Origin of the sequence: Paenibacillus sp. MBLB1832 (assembly GCF_032271945.1) — a bacterium.
Classification (GTDB): domain Bacteria; phylum Bacillota; class Bacilli; order Paenibacillales; family NBRC-103111; genus Paenibacillus_E; species Paenibacillus_E roseopurpureus.
The window spans coordinates 4,008,572-4,028,954 of record NZ_CP130319.1; the positions used below are offsets into that span (position 1 = coordinate 4,008,572).

General features: G+C 44.6%; 17 protein-coding genes and 1 pseudogene. 7 read left to right on the forward strand and 11 right to left on the reverse strand.

Annotated elements, in window-relative coordinates:
- Nucleotides 1-9 precede the first annotated feature (9 nt).
- Entirely contained in the window at nucleotides 10-1,470 is a 1,461-nt protein-coding gene (locus MJB10_RS17955; protein ID WP_314796889.1) for a hypothetical protein, read from the reverse strand.
- 238 nt (nucleotides 1,471-1,708) lie between these two features.
- Nucleotides 1,709-3,577, reverse strand: a complete 1,869-nt coding sequence (locus MJB10_RS17960; protein WP_314796891.1) for a heparinase II/III domain-containing protein — start codon at nucleotides 3,575-3,577, stop codon at nucleotides 1,709-1,711.
- Nucleotides 3,578-3,869: 292 nt separating this feature from the next.
- Between MJB10_RS17960 and MJB10_RS17965 the strand changes: the two genes are divergently transcribed.
- From MJB10_RS17965 to MJB10_RS17985, 5 genes are all read left to right on the forward strand, one after another.
- Complete coding sequence (locus tag MJB10_RS17965; RefSeq protein WP_314796892.1) at nucleotides 3,870-4,814, forward strand: carbohydrate ABC transporter permease; 945 nt, start codon at nucleotides 3,870-3,872, stop codon at nucleotides 4,812-4,814.
- Between the two features lie 51 nt (nucleotides 4,815-4,865).
- On the forward strand, nucleotides 4,866-5,654 hold the full coding sequence (locus tag MJB10_RS17970) for a carbohydrate ABC transporter permease (protein ID WP_314805712.1): 789 nt from the start codon (nucleotides 4,866-4,868) through the stop codon (nucleotides 5,652-5,654).
- A 142-nt stretch (nucleotides 5,655-5,796) separates the two neighbouring features.
- Nucleotides 5,797-7,149: an ABC transporter substrate-binding protein gene (locus tag MJB10_RS17975; protein ID WP_314796893.1), complete on the forward strand. Its 1,353-nt coding sequence runs from the start codon at nucleotides 5,797-5,799 to the stop codon at nucleotides 7,147-7,149.
- A gap of 105 nt (nucleotides 7,150-7,254) precedes the next feature.
- The gene (locus MJB10_RS17980) at nucleotides 7,255-9,018 is read left to right on the forward strand and encodes a sensor histidine kinase (protein WP_314796894.1); all 1,764 of its coding nucleotides are present in this window, start codon (nucleotides 7,255-7,257) and stop codon (nucleotides 9,016-9,018) included.
- Nucleotides 9,015-10,556: a response regulator gene (locus tag MJB10_RS17985; RefSeq protein ID WP_314796895.1), complete on the forward strand. Its 1,542-nt coding sequence runs from the start codon at nucleotides 9,015-9,017 to the stop codon at nucleotides 10,554-10,556. The genes MJB10_RS17980 and MJB10_RS17985 overlap by 4 nt, the downstream gene beginning before the upstream one ends.
- Here MJB10_RS17985 and MJB10_RS17990 read toward each other — a convergent pair.
- From MJB10_RS17990 to MJB10_RS18005, 4 genes are all read right to left on the reverse strand, one after another.
- Nucleotides 10,540-10,917 (reverse strand): hypothetical protein, encoded by a 378-nt coding sequence (locus MJB10_RS17990; RefSeq protein ID WP_314796896.1) that lies wholly within the window; start codon nucleotides 10,915-10,917, stop codon nucleotides 10,540-10,542. The genes MJB10_RS17985 and MJB10_RS17990 overlap by 17 nt on opposite strands.
- Nucleotides 10,918-11,271: 354 nt before the next feature.
- Nucleotides 11,272-12,045, reverse strand: a complete 774-nt coding sequence (locus tag MJB10_RS17995) for a hypothetical protein (protein WP_314796898.1) — start codon at nucleotides 12,043-12,045, stop codon at nucleotides 11,272-11,274.
- A complete protein-coding gene (gene lepB, locus MJB10_RS18000) occupies nucleotides 12,042-12,695 on the reverse strand; it encodes a signal peptidase I (RefSeq protein ID WP_314796900.1) in 654 nt (217 codons plus the stop codon). Before lepB ends, MJB10_RS17995 begins: the two co-directional genes overlap by 4 nt.
- Nucleotides 12,696-12,883: 188 nt before the next feature.
- Nucleotides 12,884-13,186, reverse strand: a complete 303-nt coding sequence (locus MJB10_RS18005; protein ID WP_314796902.1) for a hypothetical protein — start codon at nucleotides 13,184-13,186, stop codon at nucleotides 12,884-12,886.
- 361 nt (nucleotides 13,187-13,547) lie between these two features.
- Here MJB10_RS18005 and MJB10_RS26740 point away from each other — a divergent pair.
- Nucleotides 13,548-13,655: pseudogene (locus MJB10_RS26740) on the forward strand (transposase domain-containing protein); the annotation flags it as partial.
- A gap of 119 nt (nucleotides 13,656-13,774) precedes the next feature.
- Here the strand turns inward: MJB10_RS26740 and MJB10_RS18010 are convergent.
- The 3 genes from MJB10_RS18010 to MJB10_RS18020 are packed head-to-tail and all read right to left on the reverse strand — an operon-like array spanning nucleotide 13,775 to nucleotide 16,678.
- The gene (locus tag MJB10_RS18010) at nucleotides 13,775-14,587 is read right to left on the reverse strand and encodes a hypothetical protein (protein WP_314796904.1); all 813 of its coding nucleotides are present in this window, start codon (nucleotides 14,585-14,587) and stop codon (nucleotides 13,775-13,777) included.
- Nucleotides 14,588-14,592: 5 nt separating this feature from the next.
- The gene (locus MJB10_RS18015; RefSeq protein WP_314796906.1) at nucleotides 14,593-16,359 is read right to left on the reverse strand and encodes a TniQ family protein; all 1,767 of its coding nucleotides are present in this window, start codon (nucleotides 16,357-16,359) and stop codon (nucleotides 14,593-14,595) included.
- Nucleotides 16,349-16,678: a hypothetical protein gene (locus MJB10_RS18020; RefSeq protein WP_314796908.1), complete on the reverse strand. Its 330-nt coding sequence runs from the start codon at nucleotides 16,676-16,678 to the stop codon at nucleotides 16,349-16,351. The genes MJB10_RS18015 and MJB10_RS18020 overlap by 11 nt, the downstream gene beginning before the upstream one ends.
- A 150-nt stretch (nucleotides 16,679-16,828) precedes the next feature.
- On the opposite strand from MJB10_RS18020, the gene MJB10_RS18025 reads away from it, so the two are divergent.
- Nucleotides 16,829-17,170 (forward strand): helix-turn-helix domain-containing protein, encoded by a 342-nt coding sequence (locus tag MJB10_RS18025; RefSeq protein WP_314796909.1) that lies wholly within the window; start codon nucleotides 16,829-16,831, stop codon nucleotides 17,168-17,170.
- Between the two features lie 37 nt (nucleotides 17,171-17,207).
- Here the strand turns inward: MJB10_RS18025 and MJB10_RS18030 are convergent, their stop codons facing one another.
- Together MJB10_RS18030 and MJB10_RS18035 are read right to left on the reverse strand one after the other, a co-directional pair.
- Nucleotides 17,208-18,257 (reverse strand): TniB family NTP-binding protein, encoded by a 1,050-nt coding sequence (locus MJB10_RS18030; protein WP_314796910.1) that lies wholly within the window; start codon nucleotides 18,255-18,257, stop codon nucleotides 17,208-17,210.
- Nucleotides 18,258-20,324, reverse strand: coding sequence for a hypothetical protein (locus MJB10_RS18035; RefSeq protein ID WP_314796913.1), 2,067 nt, complete (start codon nucleotides 20,322-20,324; stop codon nucleotides 18,258-18,260). It lies immediately after the preceding gene.
- Nucleotides 20,325-20,383: the final 59 nt, after the last annotated feature.

Sequence of the window (20,383 nt, forward strand, 5' to 3'; positions counted from 1 at the left end):
TCCTCCTTCTTATTGAATCGTGCCTGTCAGCACAGTAAACGAGTATGGCGAGTAGCCGATCGACAACCCTGTGGACATATTTACCCCGGTATGTGTCGCAATCGGGCTTGGATAGCCATTCGAGTCCTGAATGTACTGGCTGTAATCCTCATTATTTTGCACATCGGTTGCGTTATTATGGTACTTGTAGCGGGTAAAGTTGCCGGTGCCACCGCCGGTGATGGTTACGTTAATGTCTTTGACTGTATTCGTTTTGTTCAGAATGAGAATGGACCACTGGTTCGTACCGTTCTTGTTCACAGCTGTAATGCGGACACCTGGATCAGACGAAGCCACATCATACACGGTCGAGTTCGCCCAGACATACTTGGATAGCAAGTAATGCACATAGAACCAAGGGCGGAGCGTCATATTAGCGTCAAGCTCGTACGGTTCCCATAATCCCCAGCGCTTCACGCTGCCGGTTTTGCTGGAATCATAACGCCCGGATTCGTCCAACATCCAGGTGGATAAATACTTCACGCCGCCGTTCATCGCCTGAATGGACATATCCGCCACTTCAAGCCCGTATTTATGCTTGCGGATGTTGAGCTGCGAATCGGCGTTGCTGTTGCTGTCGCCGGGGATTGCCGCCTTCGCCCGGCCGTCGCCGAACTCCGTCAAATACAAGGACTGGATCGGCGTTTTGCCACGCAGCCAGTTGTTGACAGAGCGCAGCTGACCTTCAAGTCCACCGGTCTCATAATTCCACGTATCCAGACCAAAGTACAAATGATGCGACCATGTACTGACCTTGCTGTCCCAGTAATTGTCGTTCATCAGCGCCGTGTTGTTATAGTAGCCAGGACCATCGATGGGCAGTGTAGACAATCCGTGCGTGTTGGCGCTGAGCGCGTTCTTCAGATTGGTGATGCCCGAATGCCACGCCGTGGCATCGGAAGGTTCATTCGCCACATCAACGGATGCAATATTGCTCAAGCCTTCCGTATAGGTCAGCCGGTCCAACTGCTTAACCAGCTCGAGGGACCACTCCGGTGTGCTGTAGGCCGGTTTGGCCGAAGGGGTTGTGAACGTATTTTTATCCCCAGGCGTAAGTAAGATTTTCGTATTCACACTCTCCAAAAAGTTCGCCCAGCTGACCACTTTGGTCCACTGTGGCTTGGTCCAGTCATCGGCGCTGTTCAGGTTGTTCACGTCCGACTTGTGCGCATCGCTCGGGCTCCAAAAGCGGACTAACGGCAGATCCATCGCGTCGATACGCGCCTGCACTTTGGCGAGCTTGTCTGTCGGCCAGTTGGCAATGATGGTGGCGTTCGAGATGTTGGTGCCAATGCCCTGGAAATACGTCTCCGCCTTGGCGGACTTATCGATTGTCGCATTCTGCGCAGCTAGTGCGCTTAGCGGCAGGATTGTCGACGAGATGGCGACGAGTGCCGTGAGTCCTGCCCCGCATTTAAACCATTTTTTCATTACTGATGCCTCCTTGGTAAGTGGGTTTGTGATGGTAGTAAACGCTTACACATTTATTGTAGCCGTAAAGCGGAATGTGCATGTGAACTTATTTTACTCTTGTGTGCCAATAATCTACCTGTTTCGTCGGCTCTATACCTTTGCAAAGGGTTCTTGTCGCAAGAGGTAAAGAGATGCCACTCAAAAGCATCCCCCAACTTGTTTAACTACAATATGATCTCTCTCAATCAATTAGCGTTTAAACTTGCCGAATCTGCAGCTTCCATTCCGCTTGTCTCACGGCTTCGAAAGCAATAAGCTGCATGCGATACAATGTATTTCCCCACGCGTGGTTAAGCTTGGCATCTTGGAAATCAATTCGTTTCACCTTAACACTGAACTGATTCTTGTCAAACTGAATTTGCAGCACTTTGCCACATTCCGCCTTGAGCAAAATGGTGTTGCCATCTATTAATGGCTCAACAGGTGTCATAAGGTTTAGCCGCACATCGGCAGTCGGAGTGGTGAGCGTAATGGCGTCGATGACGATTACTTCCTTCTGGGATGCCCTATTCAAGGCAACACGGCGCTTCAACGAAGCGATGCCTGCTTCATCTGGGTATGCTGCTGCCAGTTCCAGCGAGAACGAAGCTTCCGAGTCTGTACAAATGTATTGTACATCCTCTGCACGGTAGGCCTGTCCCGCATGCTGCTGCATGCCTCTGATGGTCGGCAGGTTATGGTACGCTGACTGCATCGTCCAAATTTGGTAACGTTCAGGACCGAACGTACGAGCGGAGTACACCTCGACACCTATGTCAATTAGGAATGGCTGTCCGTCCGCATAGACGATAAATTGACCAATGTCGTTGTGGTTGTGGCTCTCGCCGTTATGCCCGCCCTTGGCAGCAACGTACAGCCCTTCTGCGCTTCCTGCATATTCGCGTGCAGCCATGAACTGGATGTCCGGCAACCACACATCGCGCAGTAGCGGAGCGCTCTTGGGAAGCTGTGAACTCATCGGCCGAAACCAACTCCAAAGCGTGCGAATCGGATGAAGGTAGTCCAACGCCGACACCACTTCCTTGCGCAAAGAATCCCCTAACGCCATTAAACGTTCGTCCTTGATGGCGGCGCCATAACGGCTCACCAGATGTGGGGAGACATAGGGGCGAGCACTGCCATCCGCAAAATTCACAAACCAGTCATCTGCAATATGACTGTACAGCACGTATCGACCGATCTCCTGTATAAGCGGCTGTTCGTATACCTGCAGGCGTCCAGCCGTCGCCAAATGCAGCCATTCCAAACAATCAAGCATCGAACCACCCGCCACGTTCCAATACGTAGCTCCTTCGTCGCAGCCTCCATCTGGCGCGTAGTTGGCGATAAAGGCATCTAAACTCTTCACGATACGTGCTACCACTTGGGCGAGACGCTCCTCATTTTTCATAAAGAGCAGACATACAGGCAGCAAATTCGAATAGATCCATGGATTCCAGTTATTCACCGCACGCACATTTGGCGTAAACCCCATCCACCAGAAATCCGAGCGTTGCTCGTACACATCGATAACCCGTGTCTGCAACTCCACCCAGAGCCGACCGCCAAGATCCTGCGACAGCCTATCCAGAGGGCGCTGCAATATCCAGTACGTAACCGCGAGCAAGCCTGCAATTTCGCCTGTTACATGGCAAATCGCCTGATCGTTGATGTCTGGCAGCAATTTGCCCTCGCGGCCGTTCACATATTGATGTGCAGGATGCAACCAGGTTGATTGTTCACAAAATGTCCAGATTCCATCTGCGATTTCGACTAAGAACCGACCCTCGCCTTCTATGCATTCGGCAATTAACAGGTCGAATAGTCTTTTTCGTCGTTCATTCAAAACAGTCTCATAGCGCTTTCTGTCACCTGTACGAACATAGTCCATGAAAGAAGAAGCCCGAAGGACCGGCCATTCTTTTCCTAAGGCTTGCTCTCCCAGCTGCAAATAAGTCTGTTGGATGACAAGAGGAAGACCTTGCCAGGCATCGCGATCTTCATAGCGTGGGAATGGCTTCAGATGCTCCTTAGAAATTAACAACTGGGGCAATTCGGCGAACAATGGATGCATACTGATTTTCATAGCCGACAATCCTTTCCTGATGATTTGCTTATCTGTAGATCTTATAACGCTAATTGAGCGGATTCTTACGCATCCTACATTATAGCCCTCCTCCAGGGTGTGCACGTGAAATTAGTTTACCTTTATGTGCGAATAATCCACCTGTTTCCGTCGCACTCCTCCTCTTAGCGTATGCCTTGTCGCAGGAGGTAAAGAAATTGCACACATTAGTCAAGGCGTCCCACACCTTACCCAATTTTTCCTTCTAACATAGAACTATGGCAAGCACATTCATCAAGGAGGAACTTTTTGTATGCAACCATCATCGATTAATGCGGGTACCGCTGCCCCTATCAGCACTACACAGCGCCGCCGCCCGCCACGTAACCGCGAAGCCCTCGTCGGCTGGCTCTTTCTCGTCCCGGAATTCGTCGGCGTCGCCGTCTTCGGCTTGTTCCCGCTGCTATTCTCCTTATTCCTTAGCTTCTGCGACTGGAATATGGTCGGCGGCCTGTCCGCGATCCATTATAGCGGCCTGGACAATTTTAAAGCCATGCTGCATGACAGCAAGGTCATCGCCGGACTCAAAAACAACGTCTTGTACACGCTGTATACAGTTCCGATCAGCATGGCGCTCGCACTGCTCGCTGCGGTCATCATTCATTCCAAAGTATATTTCCAAAGCTACTTTAAGGTAACGTTCTTCATCCCTTACATCTCCTCTATCATCGCTCTGAGCGCTGTATGGAGCGCACTATTCCATCCGTCGCTAGGCCCTGTCAATCGGCTGCTCACCGCGATCGGCGTAGCGAACCCGCCTAAGTGGCTAGCGGACACCCACTACTCGCTTACTTCAATTATCATCATCATGATTTGGGCGGGAATCGGGTACCAAATCATTATTTTCCTGGCTGGTCTGAGCAACATTCCCCAGGATCTGTACGAAGCCGCTGACATCGACGGCGCGAACGAGAGGCAGAAATTTATCCGTATCACGCTGCCGCTGCTCGGTCCCACAATCTCCTTCTTGGTCATCACGCTCATCATGTCATCTTTTAAGGTGTTCGATCCGATCGCGTTCCTGACACAAGGAGGACCGAATCAATCCTCCACCGTACTTGTGTACCGAATTTATGAGGAAGGCTTTCAAAACTTCCGCATGGGCTATGCCTCGGCAATCTCCTGGCTGCTGTTCCTTATCGTGGCTTGCGTGACGTTCCTCACATGGAAAATCCAGAACAAGACAACCCATTACTAGGAGGTGATAACCTTGAATCGTACGTTAATAAAATCTATCACAACCGCCATCATGGGCGTGTTCTCCCTGCTGTTTCTCATTCCGCTATTCTGGATGGTCTCCACCTCGGCTAAGGTCGAGAAAGATGTGATGGTATTTCCTATTCAGTGGATTCCGCAGCAATGGAACTGGGTCGGCAATTTCAAAACCGTATGGATGAGCAAAGTGCCGTTCGCCCTGTTTTATTTTAACTCGCTGAAGCTTGCTATTCTGTCCACTCTCATTACACTGTTCATCTCAGCCATGGCTGCCTACGCCTTCACGAAGCTGGAATTCAAAGGGCGAGACACAGCCTTCGGCGTACTGCTGGCGTTCATGATCATTCCACCCGAGGCGACACTCGTCCCGCGCTACATTCTCATGAAGTGGTTCCATCTGATCGACTCCCATGCTGGGATTGTCATTATGAATATGTTTGCCGTCTACTTCACGTTCCTGCTGCGGCAGTTCATGCTGGGCATCAACCAAGAATATATGGAAGCAGCCAAAATTGATGGATCCGGCTATGTCCGGTCGTTCCTGCAAATCATTCTGCCCCTATCCAAGCCAATTCTCGCAACCGTGGCGATTATCAAGTTCATTTGGACGTGGAACGATTACCAGGGACCGCTCATTTTCATTTTCAATCAGAAGCTGTATCCGATTACGCTCGGCATGCAGATGTTCAAGGATCAATACGCGGACAATTATGCTGTGATGATGATGGCTTCGCTCTCCGCAATCATTCCGCTCGTCATCGTGTTTATTGTCATGCAGCGCCAAGTCATCAACGGTATCACGCTAGGCGGGGTCAAGGGATAGTTGACAACCCCATGAGATTGGCACAACCTAGGTAAAGAAGTGGCACATAATGCGCAACGGTTTACACATACCGCTTTACATAATCAATTAAGATGAAGACAAGCAACAGAAACTTGCCTAAGAGACGAAAGGGGTTTGTTCAATGAAAAAAATGCTCACAACAGCCGTCACCGCGATTGTCGGTTTATCCCTCCTAGCCGGATGCGGCGGTCAGAGCCAGCAGCCAGCAGCCACAGGGGGAGCTTCCACCACTGCTACTCCGCAGCAGAAAATTACGCTCAAGGTATACCACTACGCACTCGACAAGCGAGGTGAGATGTTGAACGCTGACATTAAGAAATTTGAAAGCGAACATCCGAATGTAACTGTCGAAAGCACAGTGCTCGTGCCAGGCGGAAGCTCTCTCGACAATCTCAAGAAGCTCGATGTGTTGACTGCATCTGGCAATGATGTCGACGTTGTCATGATGCCCAACAGCGATGAAGTACTGGCCCGCGCAGCTGGCGGGGTTTTGGCACCACTAGATGAATTTTACACGAAAAACAATGTAAAACCGGAAGAAGACTATTTCGTTAATCCGAAATACAAAGGAAAAACGTATGCGGCCATGGACACCCTGAGTTCCTGGTACGTGCTGCTCAATCAGAACGCTTTTGAGGAAGCCGGTGTGCCGCTGCCGAAGGAAGACTGGACTTGGGACGACTTCAGAGACATCGCCAAGAAGTTAACCAAGGGTGAAGGCGCTGACAAGCGCTACGGTGCGTACTTTCACTCCTGGGGCGAATACGCCAACCCGGTTGCCTATACCGATTTCAAAAATCCGTATCTGAAAGAAGACGGTACTTTGCAGTTCACCGATCCGTCCTATAAGTACTTTTTCAACCTTCGCCGTGCGATGGAAAAAGAGGATAAGTCCGCTAGACCTTACGCGGATGTCGTCGGGGCCAAGCTGAACTACACGTCCGAATTTGCTAACGGCAAAGCCGCCATGCTGCTCACCGGCAGCTGGACGATTAGCTCCATGGCTGATACGGTCAAGAACCCGCACACGTTCAAGGTCGCGTTCGCTCCGATTCCGCGCTCTTCCAAGACAGCCGAGTTCGGTCTGTCCTACCTAAACGGCGACTATTGGGCAGCGGCGAATAGCAGCAAGCACAAAACCGAAGCCTTTGAACTCATTCGTTACTTGACGACCAAAGGCAACATCAACCGCGGATTGCCCGGCTATAAAAAAGCGGACGGCAAGGCAGCGATTCTGAACGTGATCGGCGACAAAGCTAATCTGTTTAATGTCGATTCGCTTGTACAAGCAGTTTACGACAAACGCCTAAAAACAGCCGGCGCTTCCGAAGTCAACATCTCGTACGGGTCTCAGCTCAAAAAAGTGGTAGAGGACGGCTTCAGCAAGTTCATTCTCGACGGCGGTTCGTTCGAAGACACGCAAAAAATGATGTTGGATGAGGGCAAAAAAATCATGGATCAAAACAAAAAATAAGATGTTCGGACAGGTGCCCTTTTGGCGCCTGTTCTCGTCATTTCGACATTATTTTTGTATACTTAGAGGACAACAATGGCGCTAGCAATGCAGGAGGAACCGGCTATGCTTTGGACACGACGACTGACCTTTTACCAAAAAATTCTGTTCTCCCTGCTCGGCTTCCTCCTGCTGCCCATTTTGGCGGGACTCATTATCTCCTATTGGACGATTAAGCAGACAGTGACGGACAAAATTAATCTCTCCAATAAACAGTTCATCGAGCTTGTCGCTAAGGACATCACGAAGACGACGGACGAAGTGGTTAACAACTCGAACTTCTTGCTGCATGACGCCGAGCTGCTCAAGGAGCTCAGCGTGCTCAAGGAAGCATCGACGATTCAAACGTATGCAACTTACAAAGCAATGAACAATATCAGTGAGTACTTTACGCTGCTCACTACACGCACCATGCATTTAAGTACAAGTGTAAGCATTATGAATCCCAAAGGATTACTGCTGTATGGCATTCAGAGCGAACAGCTCTATGCCGATCTACGCAAAGAGCTCAGCCGACTGCCCGCAAGCGAGGGTGTGGATGCCAGCCGCGTCTATTGGCTCGGCTATCCGAAGGGTGCGGAAACACCTTCCCGCGAAACGGCTCCGAGCTATTATGTGTCGCGCGTCATGAAGAACCGCAGTACTGGCGAGCTGCTCGGGACCTTGTATTACGGGTTGCCATATGGATACTTCGATCAGTTGCTTGGCCATCAGGTGAGCGGCACATTTCACTTGACAGACGCCGGAGGCGCTGTGATTTATCCGTTGGGTGGCGGTGCATTTCCCAACCAGGCAGGTGAGGGAACGATTTCGCAAAGCTACGTCCTGCCCGAAACCGGCTGGACACTCACATACACGATCAGCACTGGGACGGTAACGGGAGAAGTCAAGCGGACCTTTCTGTTCTATGCGGCTCTGGTGCTACTCGCCGGCATGGTCCTAATGCTGGCGGCCGTTGTCTATGCACGCGGCTTGTACCGCCCGATTTTCCAAATGAAATCGATCGTGAACCTGTTTTCCGGCGGCAATCAGTCCGTGCGATTTCCTGTGGAGGGCAATGACGAAATCGCCCAGCTCGGGTATGCCTTTAACAGTATGCTGACGCAAATCAGCGGCTTCATCCATGACATCCGCCAGGAGCAGGAGGATAAGCGCGTGCTGGAGCTCCAGGCGCTCACCGCGCAGATTCGGCCGCATTTTCTAATGAACACGCTCAATTCGATTAAGTGCAATCTGCTGCTAACCGGTGACACGATACATAGCCGTCAGTTAGATGCACTAATGCGCCTACTCTGGGCGAATATGAATATTCGTGAGCTAACGACGCTTAGCGAAGAATGCACACTGCTGACACACTATATCCAGATTATGCAAATGCGCAGCGGGCTGGAGGTTCAGCTGGTGCTTGCTCTGGACGAAGCTAGCGCCGATTGGCAGGTCCCTCGCCTTCTGCTTCAGCCATTGGTCGAGAATGCGCTTATTCACGGTTTTGGCGGAACGGTAGATTTGCAGGAAGATCCTGAGATTCGAGTTACGTCAACGGTTGAGGACGGACAGTGGGTCGTGCAGGTTGCGGATAACGGTGCAGGCATGACAGGGGATGTGCTGGACAGCTTAAACACTCGGCTGACTGGCAGAGAGGAAGTGCCCGGGAGCCGCCACATCGGCCTTGTAAATACGTATCAGCGGCTGAGGCTGGCTTACGGGGCAGCGGTCAACATGACCGTCATCCCTGGTGTAGGTATTGGGCTCATTGTCGAACTGCGCATCCCGCTTAGCGGCGACACTCCGCATTTACGTCATGTTAAGAGAGAGGAAGCCCCATTATGAGAAACGTCATGCTCATTGACGATGATTTACCGATGCTCCATTACATTCGGCAGTTGATTCCATGGGAACAGCTCGGCTTGACTGTGTGCGGCGCCATTAACGCCAGCATCAAGGCGCTGCAGCAATTCGAGCTGCTGCAGCCGGAGCTGGTCATCCTTGACATTGATATGCCTCAGATGGACGGCATGGAGCTATGCGCTCGCATTCATGCGATCAAGCCGCAGACGCGGGTCATTTTCCTGACCTGCCACGCTGACTTTCATTTTGCCAAGCGAGCCGTCGAGCTGCAAGCCGATGACTATTTGACGAAGCATGACTTGACTGCCGAGACGCTGGAAGCGAGCGTGCGCAAGTCGCTCTCCCGCATGGACGCGCTGGAGGCCGCAAACCGTGAGCCGCTGGTACGGCACCAGGACACGCTGCGGCGCAACTTCTTCAATGAGCTGCAGAGCACAGTAAACCCCTCTTATCTGCTGCCCTACGCTGCCCGGCTGGGCATTCACTGGCCGCATCCGCACTTCTTGCTGCATGTCGCTTTTCCCGACTTGGCGTCGTTTCCTCCACAGTACCGGTTTGAAGACTACGAGGCTATCTACTATGGCTTGTACAACATTGCCGTAGAGACGGCACAGACGATGAGCTTTAACGCCACAACCTTTGTGCTCGAAGACGGCACGCTCGTCCAAGTGCTGAACATCGCCGGGCTGCAAGGCACAGTCGCGCCGCAGCTGGACGCCTTTGAAGCGCAGCTGCAGCGCCATGCGGCCGGCTACCTAAAGATTGGGCTGACGTTCGCGCGCAGTGGGCTGCTGAAAGGGCTGGACGCCGTGCCGCAAGAGCTGCGGCACCTGCGAGCCGTCACCGCGGAGCGCTTCTACGGCGCCGCTGCCCCCAGCGCCCGCGAGGAGGCCAGCGGCTTAGCGGCGAACGCAACGCTCCCAGCCGACGTCTGGGACGCGCTCGGCAGAGCCTTCGCCGGCAGGACCCACGATGGCGTGGCCGATGCGCTGGAGCGATTGCAGCGGGAGGCGCTAGCCAGGCGTACAACGCCGGCGCTGCTTCTCGCGGCCTGCTCGCAGTGGGTGCAAGGCGTGGAGATTCAGCACAAGGAGCTTAATCACCGCCCCTTCCACACACTGCTCCAGCAGGCCCGCACGCTACGGGAAGCAGTCGCGGTGCTGTACAAGCACCTGCTGCGCCTCGGCGCCTCGCGGCTGCCCGCGACCACGCAGGAACTCAAGTTGCAGGCGGTCGACCGTTACATCGCGGAGCATATCAGCGAAGATATCACGCTCGTCGATATGGCGAGTCACTTGTACCTGAACCCGAGCTATTTTTCGCGAGATTTTAAGAAGCGCACCGGCACTAATTTCTCGGATTATGTGCATCAGTTCAAGATGCAGGAAGCGGCGCGCATGCTAAGAAGCGGCGAGGAGAATGTCTCCTTCACGGCCTATCATCTGGGCTACTCGGATCGCACCTACTTCTCGAAGCTGTTCAAGAAGTACATGGGCGTTAGCCCTAAGGATTATAAATAACGAATACCCAAAGGTTTAAATCTAAATTACTGAAAAAGGTTTCGCACTCTGAATTGAATATTGCCCATTGGGGCCAAGTGTTATTAAACCTCTTTTCAGGCTTAGCGACACTATGATTTAGAAGATTGAACACCCATGTAATTCCCTCCTTGAAGCTGTTTATAACAATCTTATCTTTTTTATCATTCAACCAGCCTGGCCTATAAAAATCAGGTGAAACATTGTCAGGTTGATTTTCAAACAGTACTTCTTTTTCTCTGCTAAATACATTCATTTTTTCAATATTGTAGGTTGTTGGTGTTCGGTAAGGACGCATGGATAAAGTGGTCGCAGGGATACTTGGGCGCCGCCGGAGCTGCATGTCGGGAGGAACATAGTACAGAAGTTTTTGGAACGGGCGAAAGAGGAAATTGAAGATGCAAAAATGAGCAGCCTATTCCTTTTGGGGTAGGCTGCTTTATTTTACCATGCTTTGAAGGTGCCATATTCCTGATGTAAATAGTCGAGTTTAACTACTTCTATTTTATTTTTAAATGCAAATGGCTTTAAGCATTCTTCATATATTTTACTGAACTTGATACCTCACAATTCATTTTACCACATATTGCAACTAGCCTGCCTGTTAGCGCGGCGAATGGCTGCCACGCGGCAGCCATTCACTGTTTAACTATCGTTTCTCCGTTAGCTCAGTGCCCGTGCCCCGATAAGAATTTTTTTACTCTATCGCCCACTCCACCTTTATCGCGCCTTGCAGACCGTTTCCTTCCACAACGAACCGATATTCCGCAGTCTTTTTTATAGTCACATTGTACTTTAGCCTACCATTGATGTTCTCTCGTACTCCGATATTTTTTCCGTTTTCATCAATAAGAGAATATCCGTAGCCGCCTCGTTCTACATTCGTAATCTCCACTGAGTATGACAAGGTCTCACCCTCTCGAACTACCACTGGAATCTCATGTTTTCCATTGAAATAAGTAAAGTTAGCTTCGAAAGATGTACTAGTTGTTTTATCGGTCCATCCATTTTTCACAGTAAAATCGATGTTGAGAACGACGACAAGCAGCAGCGGAAAAGCGATGGAGAATGCGTATTTAACAGATGATTTCAGCTTCGACCATTGTGTCCCAACATAAAAAATGAGAGCAGACAGTGCCCCAACAGTACCTGCAAATATCATATATATATTGAACCCATTAACCATATAAAAGGCATATCCTGCAATGACATAGAGCAATGCTTTTCCTAATTTGCCCATCCTCGGAATGAGCCGTGCGAATAGGTCAATCACTAAGGAACAGGCGATCCCATACATATAGAAAATGTGCAAAAGTTTCAACTGAAACATAACCTCAACAGTCTTATACATATCAAATCCCGTGTTCATGAACATGAATAAAATGAAAAGAAAAGTTGCGATGCCTGCTCCAGATAACTTCGAAAAAAGGTAAGGTACTACTCGTTGTACGCGAAGAATGTCCGTCTTCATTTCTTCACCACACCAAGAACCTTACCCAGTATATTATTTTTTGGGATTGTTCCAAAATGTCTGCTGTCCGCACTACGAAACCAATCGTCTCCAATAATGTAATACTGACCCTCAGGTACTTTTAATTCTATCTTATTGGTTTCGTCACTTTCCTGAATAAATTTTACATTCCCTTTAAAATTTTCGCGAATGTTATCAGCTAAATCAGATAGATTTGCTGCCTCTTGCAATTCTTCAATGTTCATTCCAAGTCTGTGTGCTTGCCCGTAAAAGGTATCAAGTTTTCTTCCGTTTATATAAATCTGACCTTTATCAATGCGGATATTCTCTCCAGGCAAGGCGACAATTCTTGCAATTTCATTCTCGCTCAAATTAATTTTGGAGTTCTCCAATTTTGGAATTTTATAAAATACGATTTCCCCTCTTTGAACGTCATTTGATTTGTAATACGTTTGATCGACTACAATTTCGAAGCCATCGAACTCATGATGACCCCGATCCATGTTGTCATAACGGTGATTGTATACATTCTTACCTTCAACGGAGTTAATTATATTAATATCCTGTTTTGTTACATTATCTTGTAGCGGCTCTACGGTGCAAGCTGTTAGTAAAACAGTAATTAACATAAGAAATACGCTTAATTTCATTAGCTCACCTCCAAAAGTATCCTATAAATATTATACTTCAAAAGGATAGTTAAACTTCCATATTTTGTGAAAAATTTACGAACACCTGCATTAAATAAATGATATCCTTTAGCGTAAAATGTTAGTCTGTCAATCCTAATCGTTGAAAAGACGTTGTTTCCAAAGTGCCCCACGCTATGCCCTTTAGCTTAATGATGCTTTTTGAGTATAAGCAATAGCTCGCCAGAATCGTTACTCCATAAGTCGGCAAAATAAAAGTAACCATCAGGGAAATCATCGAGATATGCTGTATCTTCCAAAGTAATATGTCTTTTAATATCGAGCCACTTAAGTTTCAAATCATCACTTGAAATAGAATTAATCTTGTTTTCTATTTCTTGTATATAGCAAATAATCCCGTTATTAAATATTGCTTTGCTCAGTTCCTGCAATGATGTAATTGGTATCTTTTGAAATTCCTTTGTTAATTCCTCAAGCTGACTTTTTTCCATTATCCACATCACCTCAAATCATTAATGGTCTTACTCCATTATGAGCATCAAATTTTAATTAAGGAGTATAGCATATATTGTTGAAGAATGCTGCCCGTTAGCACAGAAAGGCTGCCGTTGTTCTCGCGGCAGCCTCATAATGTGGGTTATTGTGCTATCGTAATCTGCCCGTTAGTTTAGCGATTACAGCCAATTGGAACTAAAAGTTTGTTTGAACTAAAGCTTTGTAAGAGCTTTAACCAGAACGTTTGAATGGCTCTGTCGGGAATGAGGTCAAGTTCTTGTCATTGGCTCGTGACAAGAACCTGATGTCATAACACACAAAAGCCTCGATTCACGCGGCTCTTTATGAGGTAATGTTATTGTCACAACAGCAAAGGCGAATGGATTGAACCCATACAAATACCTAGTCTATCTGTTGCAACAACTACCAGCGGTTGCATTTCGTCAGCAGCCGGCGATACTAGATGCGTACTTTCATGGAGTCCGGCAGCTGGGCAACATAGTACATACGCAGAGCCTTTGGATCTCCATGAACCATGGGCTTTTATGTTTCAATACACCTAGTTATTAGACGCTTACAATAGATTACTCTACAATGTTTAATTTAGACATCCTTTCCAACCTAGACTGCCAAAACATTCTTTTTCTAATTTCTTTTTCTAAAGTTATTAAATAATATTTTCTTTGAATATCAGTAGTCTTTCTAGTTTTATTCAAATCTGATACCTTTAAAATACCTTTTGAAGTAAATTCAACTATGCTCTGAAGGTCCACAGTAGCACACTTTAAAAGTGTCTCTTTAGTTAAAAATTCAACTGCTTCCTTAGTCATATAACAAGCTGGTGCTTCTATAAATGAGAGGGTTCCCATCTCAAAAGCGATTGAAGAATACGAACCGCATGATTTAACTGCCAATTTTCTTTTTTTGTCCCAGGCTCTCTTTAGGAACTCTGCTTCAAGAAATGATTTTCTCCATAGTCCTACTTTATTAGATAATGGTAGTTTAATTATATTTTCCGAAAAAGCTATTTGATTGAATCCATTTAACTTACCAAATTTATTCGGTGAATAACGTATGTACTTCTCTCCACAAATTTGAATTGGTTTAAGTAATTTAAGCTCCTCCGCGGATAATAAGTTTCTATCTAATTGAGAAATGAAAGGTAGAATTCCCAAATCATAAAGAAGCTCATTTAACTCCAAATGATTGTAATCATAGTCTTTATTCGTAATAAATTCCCCGATAACACCATGCTCTCTCCACATCATCCTCTTCTTGTTTAGCATATCTTGCTCATTACGTATAAAACTTTTTAGCAATTTAAGCTTCTCTTCTTCATGCTTAAGTCTCGCATATGAACCATCTGCAATGAAATTCTTCACCTCTTCTATGCTCAAGTACTTCAGATCCCTTCTATAGCATTTAATTCATTAATCTCGGTTGACTTGCTTATGTATGCTTTAATTCTTAGAATAGTCTCCTCTTTGAAGTAATACCTTTTCCTACCATCCTTCCAAATCAAAGTGTAATCTGCCTCAATACCTTGCTCTCTCAACACTTTCCATAACCTCTTCTCCCCAACTTTCAGGCTTTTCATTACATCATTAAAGCTAAATCCATTTTCTTCTTGTTTTCTTTTTTTTATGATTCCCATACATACTTTTAGCTGTGCATCATTATAATAGTTATCTGCCAACGTTCTACTTTCACTTACTCGGTATGGCTTAAGTTGTCCAGATAGGGTAAAAGCAATAATCTCTAGAATTGTAAATGAGTGCTTAGCATATTTAGATAAAACATGATGGAAACTAATCATTGAGGCACTTATATCCTCCACAATCACCCCAAGACAATCCTCAACTAGCTTATTTACCTCTTCAATTTGATACATTGCATTTGGTGAATTTGCCACACGCATTGCAGTTAAATAGCCTGCATCAACTATTTTTTGAACAGAATCTGGTATAATTTCAATAATTAATCCTACTTCTTTCTTTGAAATCAGAGTTTGCTTGCTGCACAAGTAGCTATCTAACTTTGACTTTTCAACTAAATATCTTTGCTGGCCGTTTGTATACTTCGTTTCGATGTTTAACTCGTTATAATCGTTTAATTCATGTAATTTTTCATAGGCAATTCCTGTTTTCTGTCTTACTTCTTCCCTTCGAACCCTACCTCTATGCTCAAGTAAATTAGGATATCTTTTGAATACAGAAAAATCTTTCCGTACATTCCCATCATCAATTTGTTTCAAAAAATAAGCGTTATATGCCTCAGCAATCTTATAACATTCGAGTTCCTCAAGTATTTTTTGAAAAGCACTAAGTCGTTCATATCGCTGACTTCCTGGATTTCGCTTTAAAAAATCATTCAGAACCCTGTAGAAGTTATTAGGAAAATCTAAATACATCCAATACACATTGGCTATTCCAATTGCTAATTTTAGCCCACTTTTCACACCTTCGGACTGATTATGAAAAAACGATAAATTTTCTGTAGACATCTCGGTATAATCAATCCCACCAATAAGTAAGTGAAAGCTACAGTACGCCAATTGGAAAAAATTTTTAAAATTAAAATTAAAATTCTCAATTGTAATTCTATCTTTTTCCCATAAGGCATTTTGTATTTGTTTTTGGGATTCCAACAATAACAACACATTATCTTTCATCTCTGGCTCTATCTTTTTGAAATTTAAGGAACACTCTCCACATTTACGATTCATAAAAGCTGACAAACTAATCATTTGCCTGCACTGTGGGCATTGATCAACCAACATTACATTATGAACAATACATACATGAAATGGAGTTAAACACCAGGATGTTCGATGATAGTAATTATCTTTGATACATACAGGACAATATTTGACTTTATTTTTCATAATAATTTTGGTATATAGATCTGCTCCTAAAAAGCTTTTTAAATTGTATCCATTCCTTTCATTAATAAAACCATTTTCGCTATCAACTAATGCTTCCAACATCTGTAATGATTCTTGATTGAATTCGTTATTATGTGCCTCATAGATTGATAAGTGCATATAATTATAAAGGTATGAAAATCGGTATCTATTCATTTTAGATACTCGGTAAAGAAAGCCTGATATACTCTCATCACTTAAGATAAAGGGTCGGATTAGCAATTGTTTATGAAATTCATTTTTCATGTTTCCAACGTCTTTTCTTACGACTCTTTAGTTGGTCTTTAAGTGAACGAATTCGTTCTTGATAACTTTCGATATTCTGTTCACTCGCATCCACATAATTGGAAACAAGTAAAGCTATTGCTAAACTTCCATCTTTCAACAAGACCAAAATGTAACTTTCGTCGTAATTATCAACGAAAATAGGTATATCTCCTGAGAGTTTCCCATACCATTGTTCACGTATTGCAATACTGCAACTATAAGTTGTTCCATTAAATAGTATTCCTTTCTCCGTTATCTTAGCTTGATCAGTTGGAAATAAATCAATTAATTTTTCCACACTAGTTACACCTCCTATTATTCTAGTAGTCCTATTATTTCCAAATGATAGATTTATCATACATATATATAGTATTAATTAATAAATACCATTTTTCTCTCGTGTTTATCTATATTCTTGTTGACTACACTTCAATTAGAGGTGTAGCTAATGTCTGAATCAATTTTAAAATTAATTGGTAAACGGATACGGGACTTACGAAAAGAAAAAGGATTGTCACAGGAGCAATTAGGTGAGTTGGCGAACTTAAACTACACCTATATTGGGGGAGTCGAGCGAGCGGAAACCAATATATCTGTCCTTAATCTTACAAAAATTGCACATGCATTAAATGTTGGGGTAATTGAACTCTTCTCTTATACTAGGATAAACAACCAAACAAAAGGGAGATCTTCTGATTTAGAACAAATCATTGAGCTTCTTCTTTCAATCAGTCCTAAAGAAGTGAAAAAAGCGAAGAACATATTGATGGAAGTTTTTGATAAAAATTAAACGGCGGCCTGAGTGGCCGCCGTTTGATTTTTGACCTCTATACATTTAGCGAAGGTCCTTGAGCTTTCTGTGAGTTTCTTCCCTTTTTCCTTTTAATCATCAGTTTCTCTTTGTACTTGTTCATCGCATCATTCTCAGTACCAAGCGCTGCTTCTAAATCAAAATTTGGATCAGCGAAGGGATTTGCAACAAATGGTCTAGCCACTTGTTTTACTTTCATAAGCGCCTTCTCCAAATGTGCTTCAGTTATTTTATCAGCGCCCGCCTTAGCTGCAATATAGGTTGCATATTCAAGTAACTTCATGACATAAAAAGGTATCCCCATCGAAATAAAATACAGTTTATCTGCCATTCGCGGATCAGCTAGATTCGCCAATTCAGCAAAAGGGAGCATCTTATCAACTTTTTGAAGAAATACCCTGAAAGTAAGAATCTCCTCAACGGTACCATATGCGAAAGCTTCTAACGCAACTTTGTTGCAAAATCTTCGATCTAATTGGGGATTACTAATAAAAACTTTTACTGATTCTGGCATTCCACAGAGAATAACAGCAATGCCAATTTCTTCAGTAAATGTTTTGACCCAGTTTGATGCTGTCGCTAGCACATATTCGGTGTCTGCATCAATTAGATGCTGAAACTCGTCAAAAATAAATCCTTTTATCCCAAGTTCCTTAGCAAAGTGATGAATACGACTGGTCAACTCAGATTCGGACCCTTTATGGCTGAAGGGATCTCCCATATCTTCAAGTATTTTCGAAGCAAGCATTCTCGGTGTAGCTTTTGGGGGAACGACTACCCTTAATACTGGAATATGAGTGTATACTCGATCATCCGTTTCTTTAATTTCTCGAGGATATCTTGCCGTAAACTCCTTGGTTACAGTACTTTTACCTGCTCCAGTTGGCCCAATAATGAATAGGCCATCCGGACTCACTGAGCCTTCCGACAAATTTAGGAGCGTTTCTAACTCTTCTAGAAGATTTTCATACTTTGGGTGGTGGACAATAATCTGTCTTACATGTTCAACCCGTCTCTTCAACTCCTTCGAATCAGGTACTTTTCCTGCTAATCGCTCAAACTCCAATTAAATTATCTCCTTTCGACCACTCCCCCAACTGTCTGCAATTTTATCTAGATCTACGATGTCAACATGCAAGGCACCAGGTTTAGGTCGCTCAATAATAGATTCATCCTGATTATTATCAGATTTGGATGGTTTTATACCTTCGCGACTCTCCTCAGGACTTAAAATTGAAATATTCATAGATTCTGCAAGTCCAGGAATTTGCTCAACTGGTACACCTTTGATTGCACTTGCTACAGTCTCATTGGCTGCCGCTTCCCTACTTTTTCTTCTACGAATCCCTTGATATTCTAATTTGCATTCTTCTTGTATTTCTTCTATTTTTAGTCTAGCCCTACCTTGCAGCGAAGAATCGTACTCGTTATATGCACTTCCATCCTTGTTTGTCAGATATTCCAGCAGTTCTGCATGGATCAGGTGATTCTTGTCCAACTTTTTCCGTTCCAAACCCCCACTTTTAATAAATGCTTCAATATAACGTTTATTAAATTCGTCTTTTACATATATAACCCTTAAATCAGAGCCATAACGAATCAGTACTTCACGACTTCTACCTTCACGTTCCAATCGCTTTCTAAGCTCATTTAATTCTTCGCTAAAAAAGTGATGACCCATAAGTAATATTCCTCGAGGACCGACGGTACGTGTATCACTGTTTGAAGAGAAGAGTAATTCCAAATACTGACGATTCGTAGGTAATTGAGGATGGACCTTCATATCTTTTAATCCTTTAGCCCATAAATGCGCTGGAACCCCTTGAATGTTTTGCCCTCTATTAAAATTGTTAGCTACCATGTCAACAATTGCTATGTGTGCGATATGATATAGTCCTTTAATATCGACCACCGCTTTCGCTACAGAGTCATATTGTCCTTTTTCTGAGGGATTTGAAAAAAGGGAACCGACTAATCCTTGAAATGCTTTATGATTTAGATTTCCTAGTGCTTGTTCAACAGTACCCTTCTGATGACCGGATGCTATTTCACAATATCTTAAGCCGATACGAAGAGCCGAACACACCTCTTCTACTTCTTTCGCGTCGTTAACCTTTGCATTATCCAAAAGTATGGATTGAGGGACACCATAAGCCGTCCAATTTTTCTCAACTCGTGGGTACAACTCTTTAAATCCAGTCTTTGGTAGTATGCAATGTAAAATTAATTGTTTCCAATCACCAGCATTAGGCTCCTTTTTAAAGATGATATTAAATCCCATCGGTTCACCCGTAGCCTGATCAATTCCATACATAAGGCATGGACGATATAACTCGTCAAGTTCAAAGTCGACAATTAAACAATCAATTGGTGTCCAATCACATTCCATGCATTCAAGTGGCCGTGTTGCTCTTGCATTTGAATGTACACCATTATGCTTTAAATCAGCTTGATTTTTACCCATGTGTTCTTTATCTCGCTCATATGTATCCACTGTTGCCTTCCGTATTCTTCGATATGTAGATTCTGAAAAAATCTCCAGTTGAATTTCTCTGGTCAAATTCATATTTTTTATTTCAGCTTCAAGCACATTATATTCTTCTTTAATAGAAACGTATTCCGCTTTACTTCCATATTTTAAAATGATGCGAGAAGCTTCAATCATTACATCTTTAGATACTCGATGATCTTTTGGTCCCCTTACTTGTGGAATTAAGTCAAATTTGTTCTCACGCTTATACCATAAATCTAACCATCTATATATGGACGCGGGTGAGATTGAACCATTTGGTTTTAACTCCTCTGGATAGTTTTCAGCATACTCTTTTATTTGCGATGGCCTTATTTTTCGTTCAATAATAGGCAAAATTGCCTTATAACGTTTCTCCATAATATCGACTTGATTCACAGAATAATCTTTTGTACTGTATTCAATTACGTCAGAATCTTGTCCTTCATGCAGAATCATTAACCGTTTCTCATTGTAAGCACTCAAGACCTCATCAAGAGACAGTAATTCCTTTGTGTCGTGTGTTATATTAAGTAATTCAATATCATCATCTCTGTGCCGGAGAACTTCATAAATGTTAGTTCCAATTCGAAACTGCGTTCCGTATTTGAAATTTATGAGCACAAACTTCCCTCCTCAACCGAAAAACGTAAAATTGAATCGTCAGATAGCTTTACATTAAC

Coding starts and splice junctions, on each gene's coding strand:
- MJB10_RS17970 (WP_314805712.1), top strand. CDS start 4,866: ATGGGCGTGTTCTCCCTGCTGTTTCTCATTCCGCTATTCTGGATGGTC.
- MJB10_RS17990 (WP_314796896.1), bottom strand. CDS start 10,917: ATGCAGCTCCGGCGGCGCCCAAGTATCCCTGCGACCACTTTATCCATG.
- MJB10_RS17995 (WP_314796898.1), bottom strand. CDS start 12,045: ATGAAGACGGACATTCTTCGCGTACAACGAGTAGTACCTTACCTTTTT.
- MJB10_RS17980 (WP_314796894.1), top strand. CDS start 7,255: ATGCTTTGGACACGACGACTGACCTTTTACCAAAAAATTCTGTTCTCC.
- MJB10_RS17960 (WP_314796891.1), bottom strand. CDS start 3,577: ATGAAAATCAGTATGCATCCATTGTTCGCCGAATTGCCCCAGTTGTTA.
- MJB10_RS18015 (WP_314796906.1), bottom strand. CDS start 16,359: ATGAAAAATGAATTTCATAAACAATTGCTAATCCGACCCTTTATCTTA.
- lepB (WP_314796900.1), bottom strand. CDS start 12,695: ATGAAATTAAGCGTATTTCTTATGTTAATTACTGTTTTACTAACAGCT.
- MJB10_RS18025 (WP_314796909.1), top strand. CDS start 16,829: ATGTCTGAATCAATTTTAAAATTAATTGGTAAACGGATACGGGACTTA.
- MJB10_RS17985 (WP_314796895.1), top strand. CDS start 9,015: ATGAGAAACGTCATGCTCATTGACGATGATTTACCGATGCTCCATTAC.
- MJB10_RS17975 (WP_314796893.1), top strand. CDS start 5,797: ATGAAAAAAATGCTCACAACAGCCGTCACCGCGATTGTCGGTTTATCC.
- MJB10_RS17965 (WP_314796892.1), top strand. CDS start 3,870: ATGCAACCATCATCGATTAATGCGGGTACCGCTGCCCCTATCAGCACT.
- MJB10_RS18005 (WP_314796902.1), bottom strand. CDS start 13,186: ATGGAAAAAAGTCAGCTTGAGGAATTAACAAAGGAATTTCAAAAGATA.
- MJB10_RS17955 (WP_314796889.1), bottom strand. CDS start 1,470: ATGAAAAAATGGTTTAAATGCGGGGCAGGACTCACGGCACTCGTCGCC.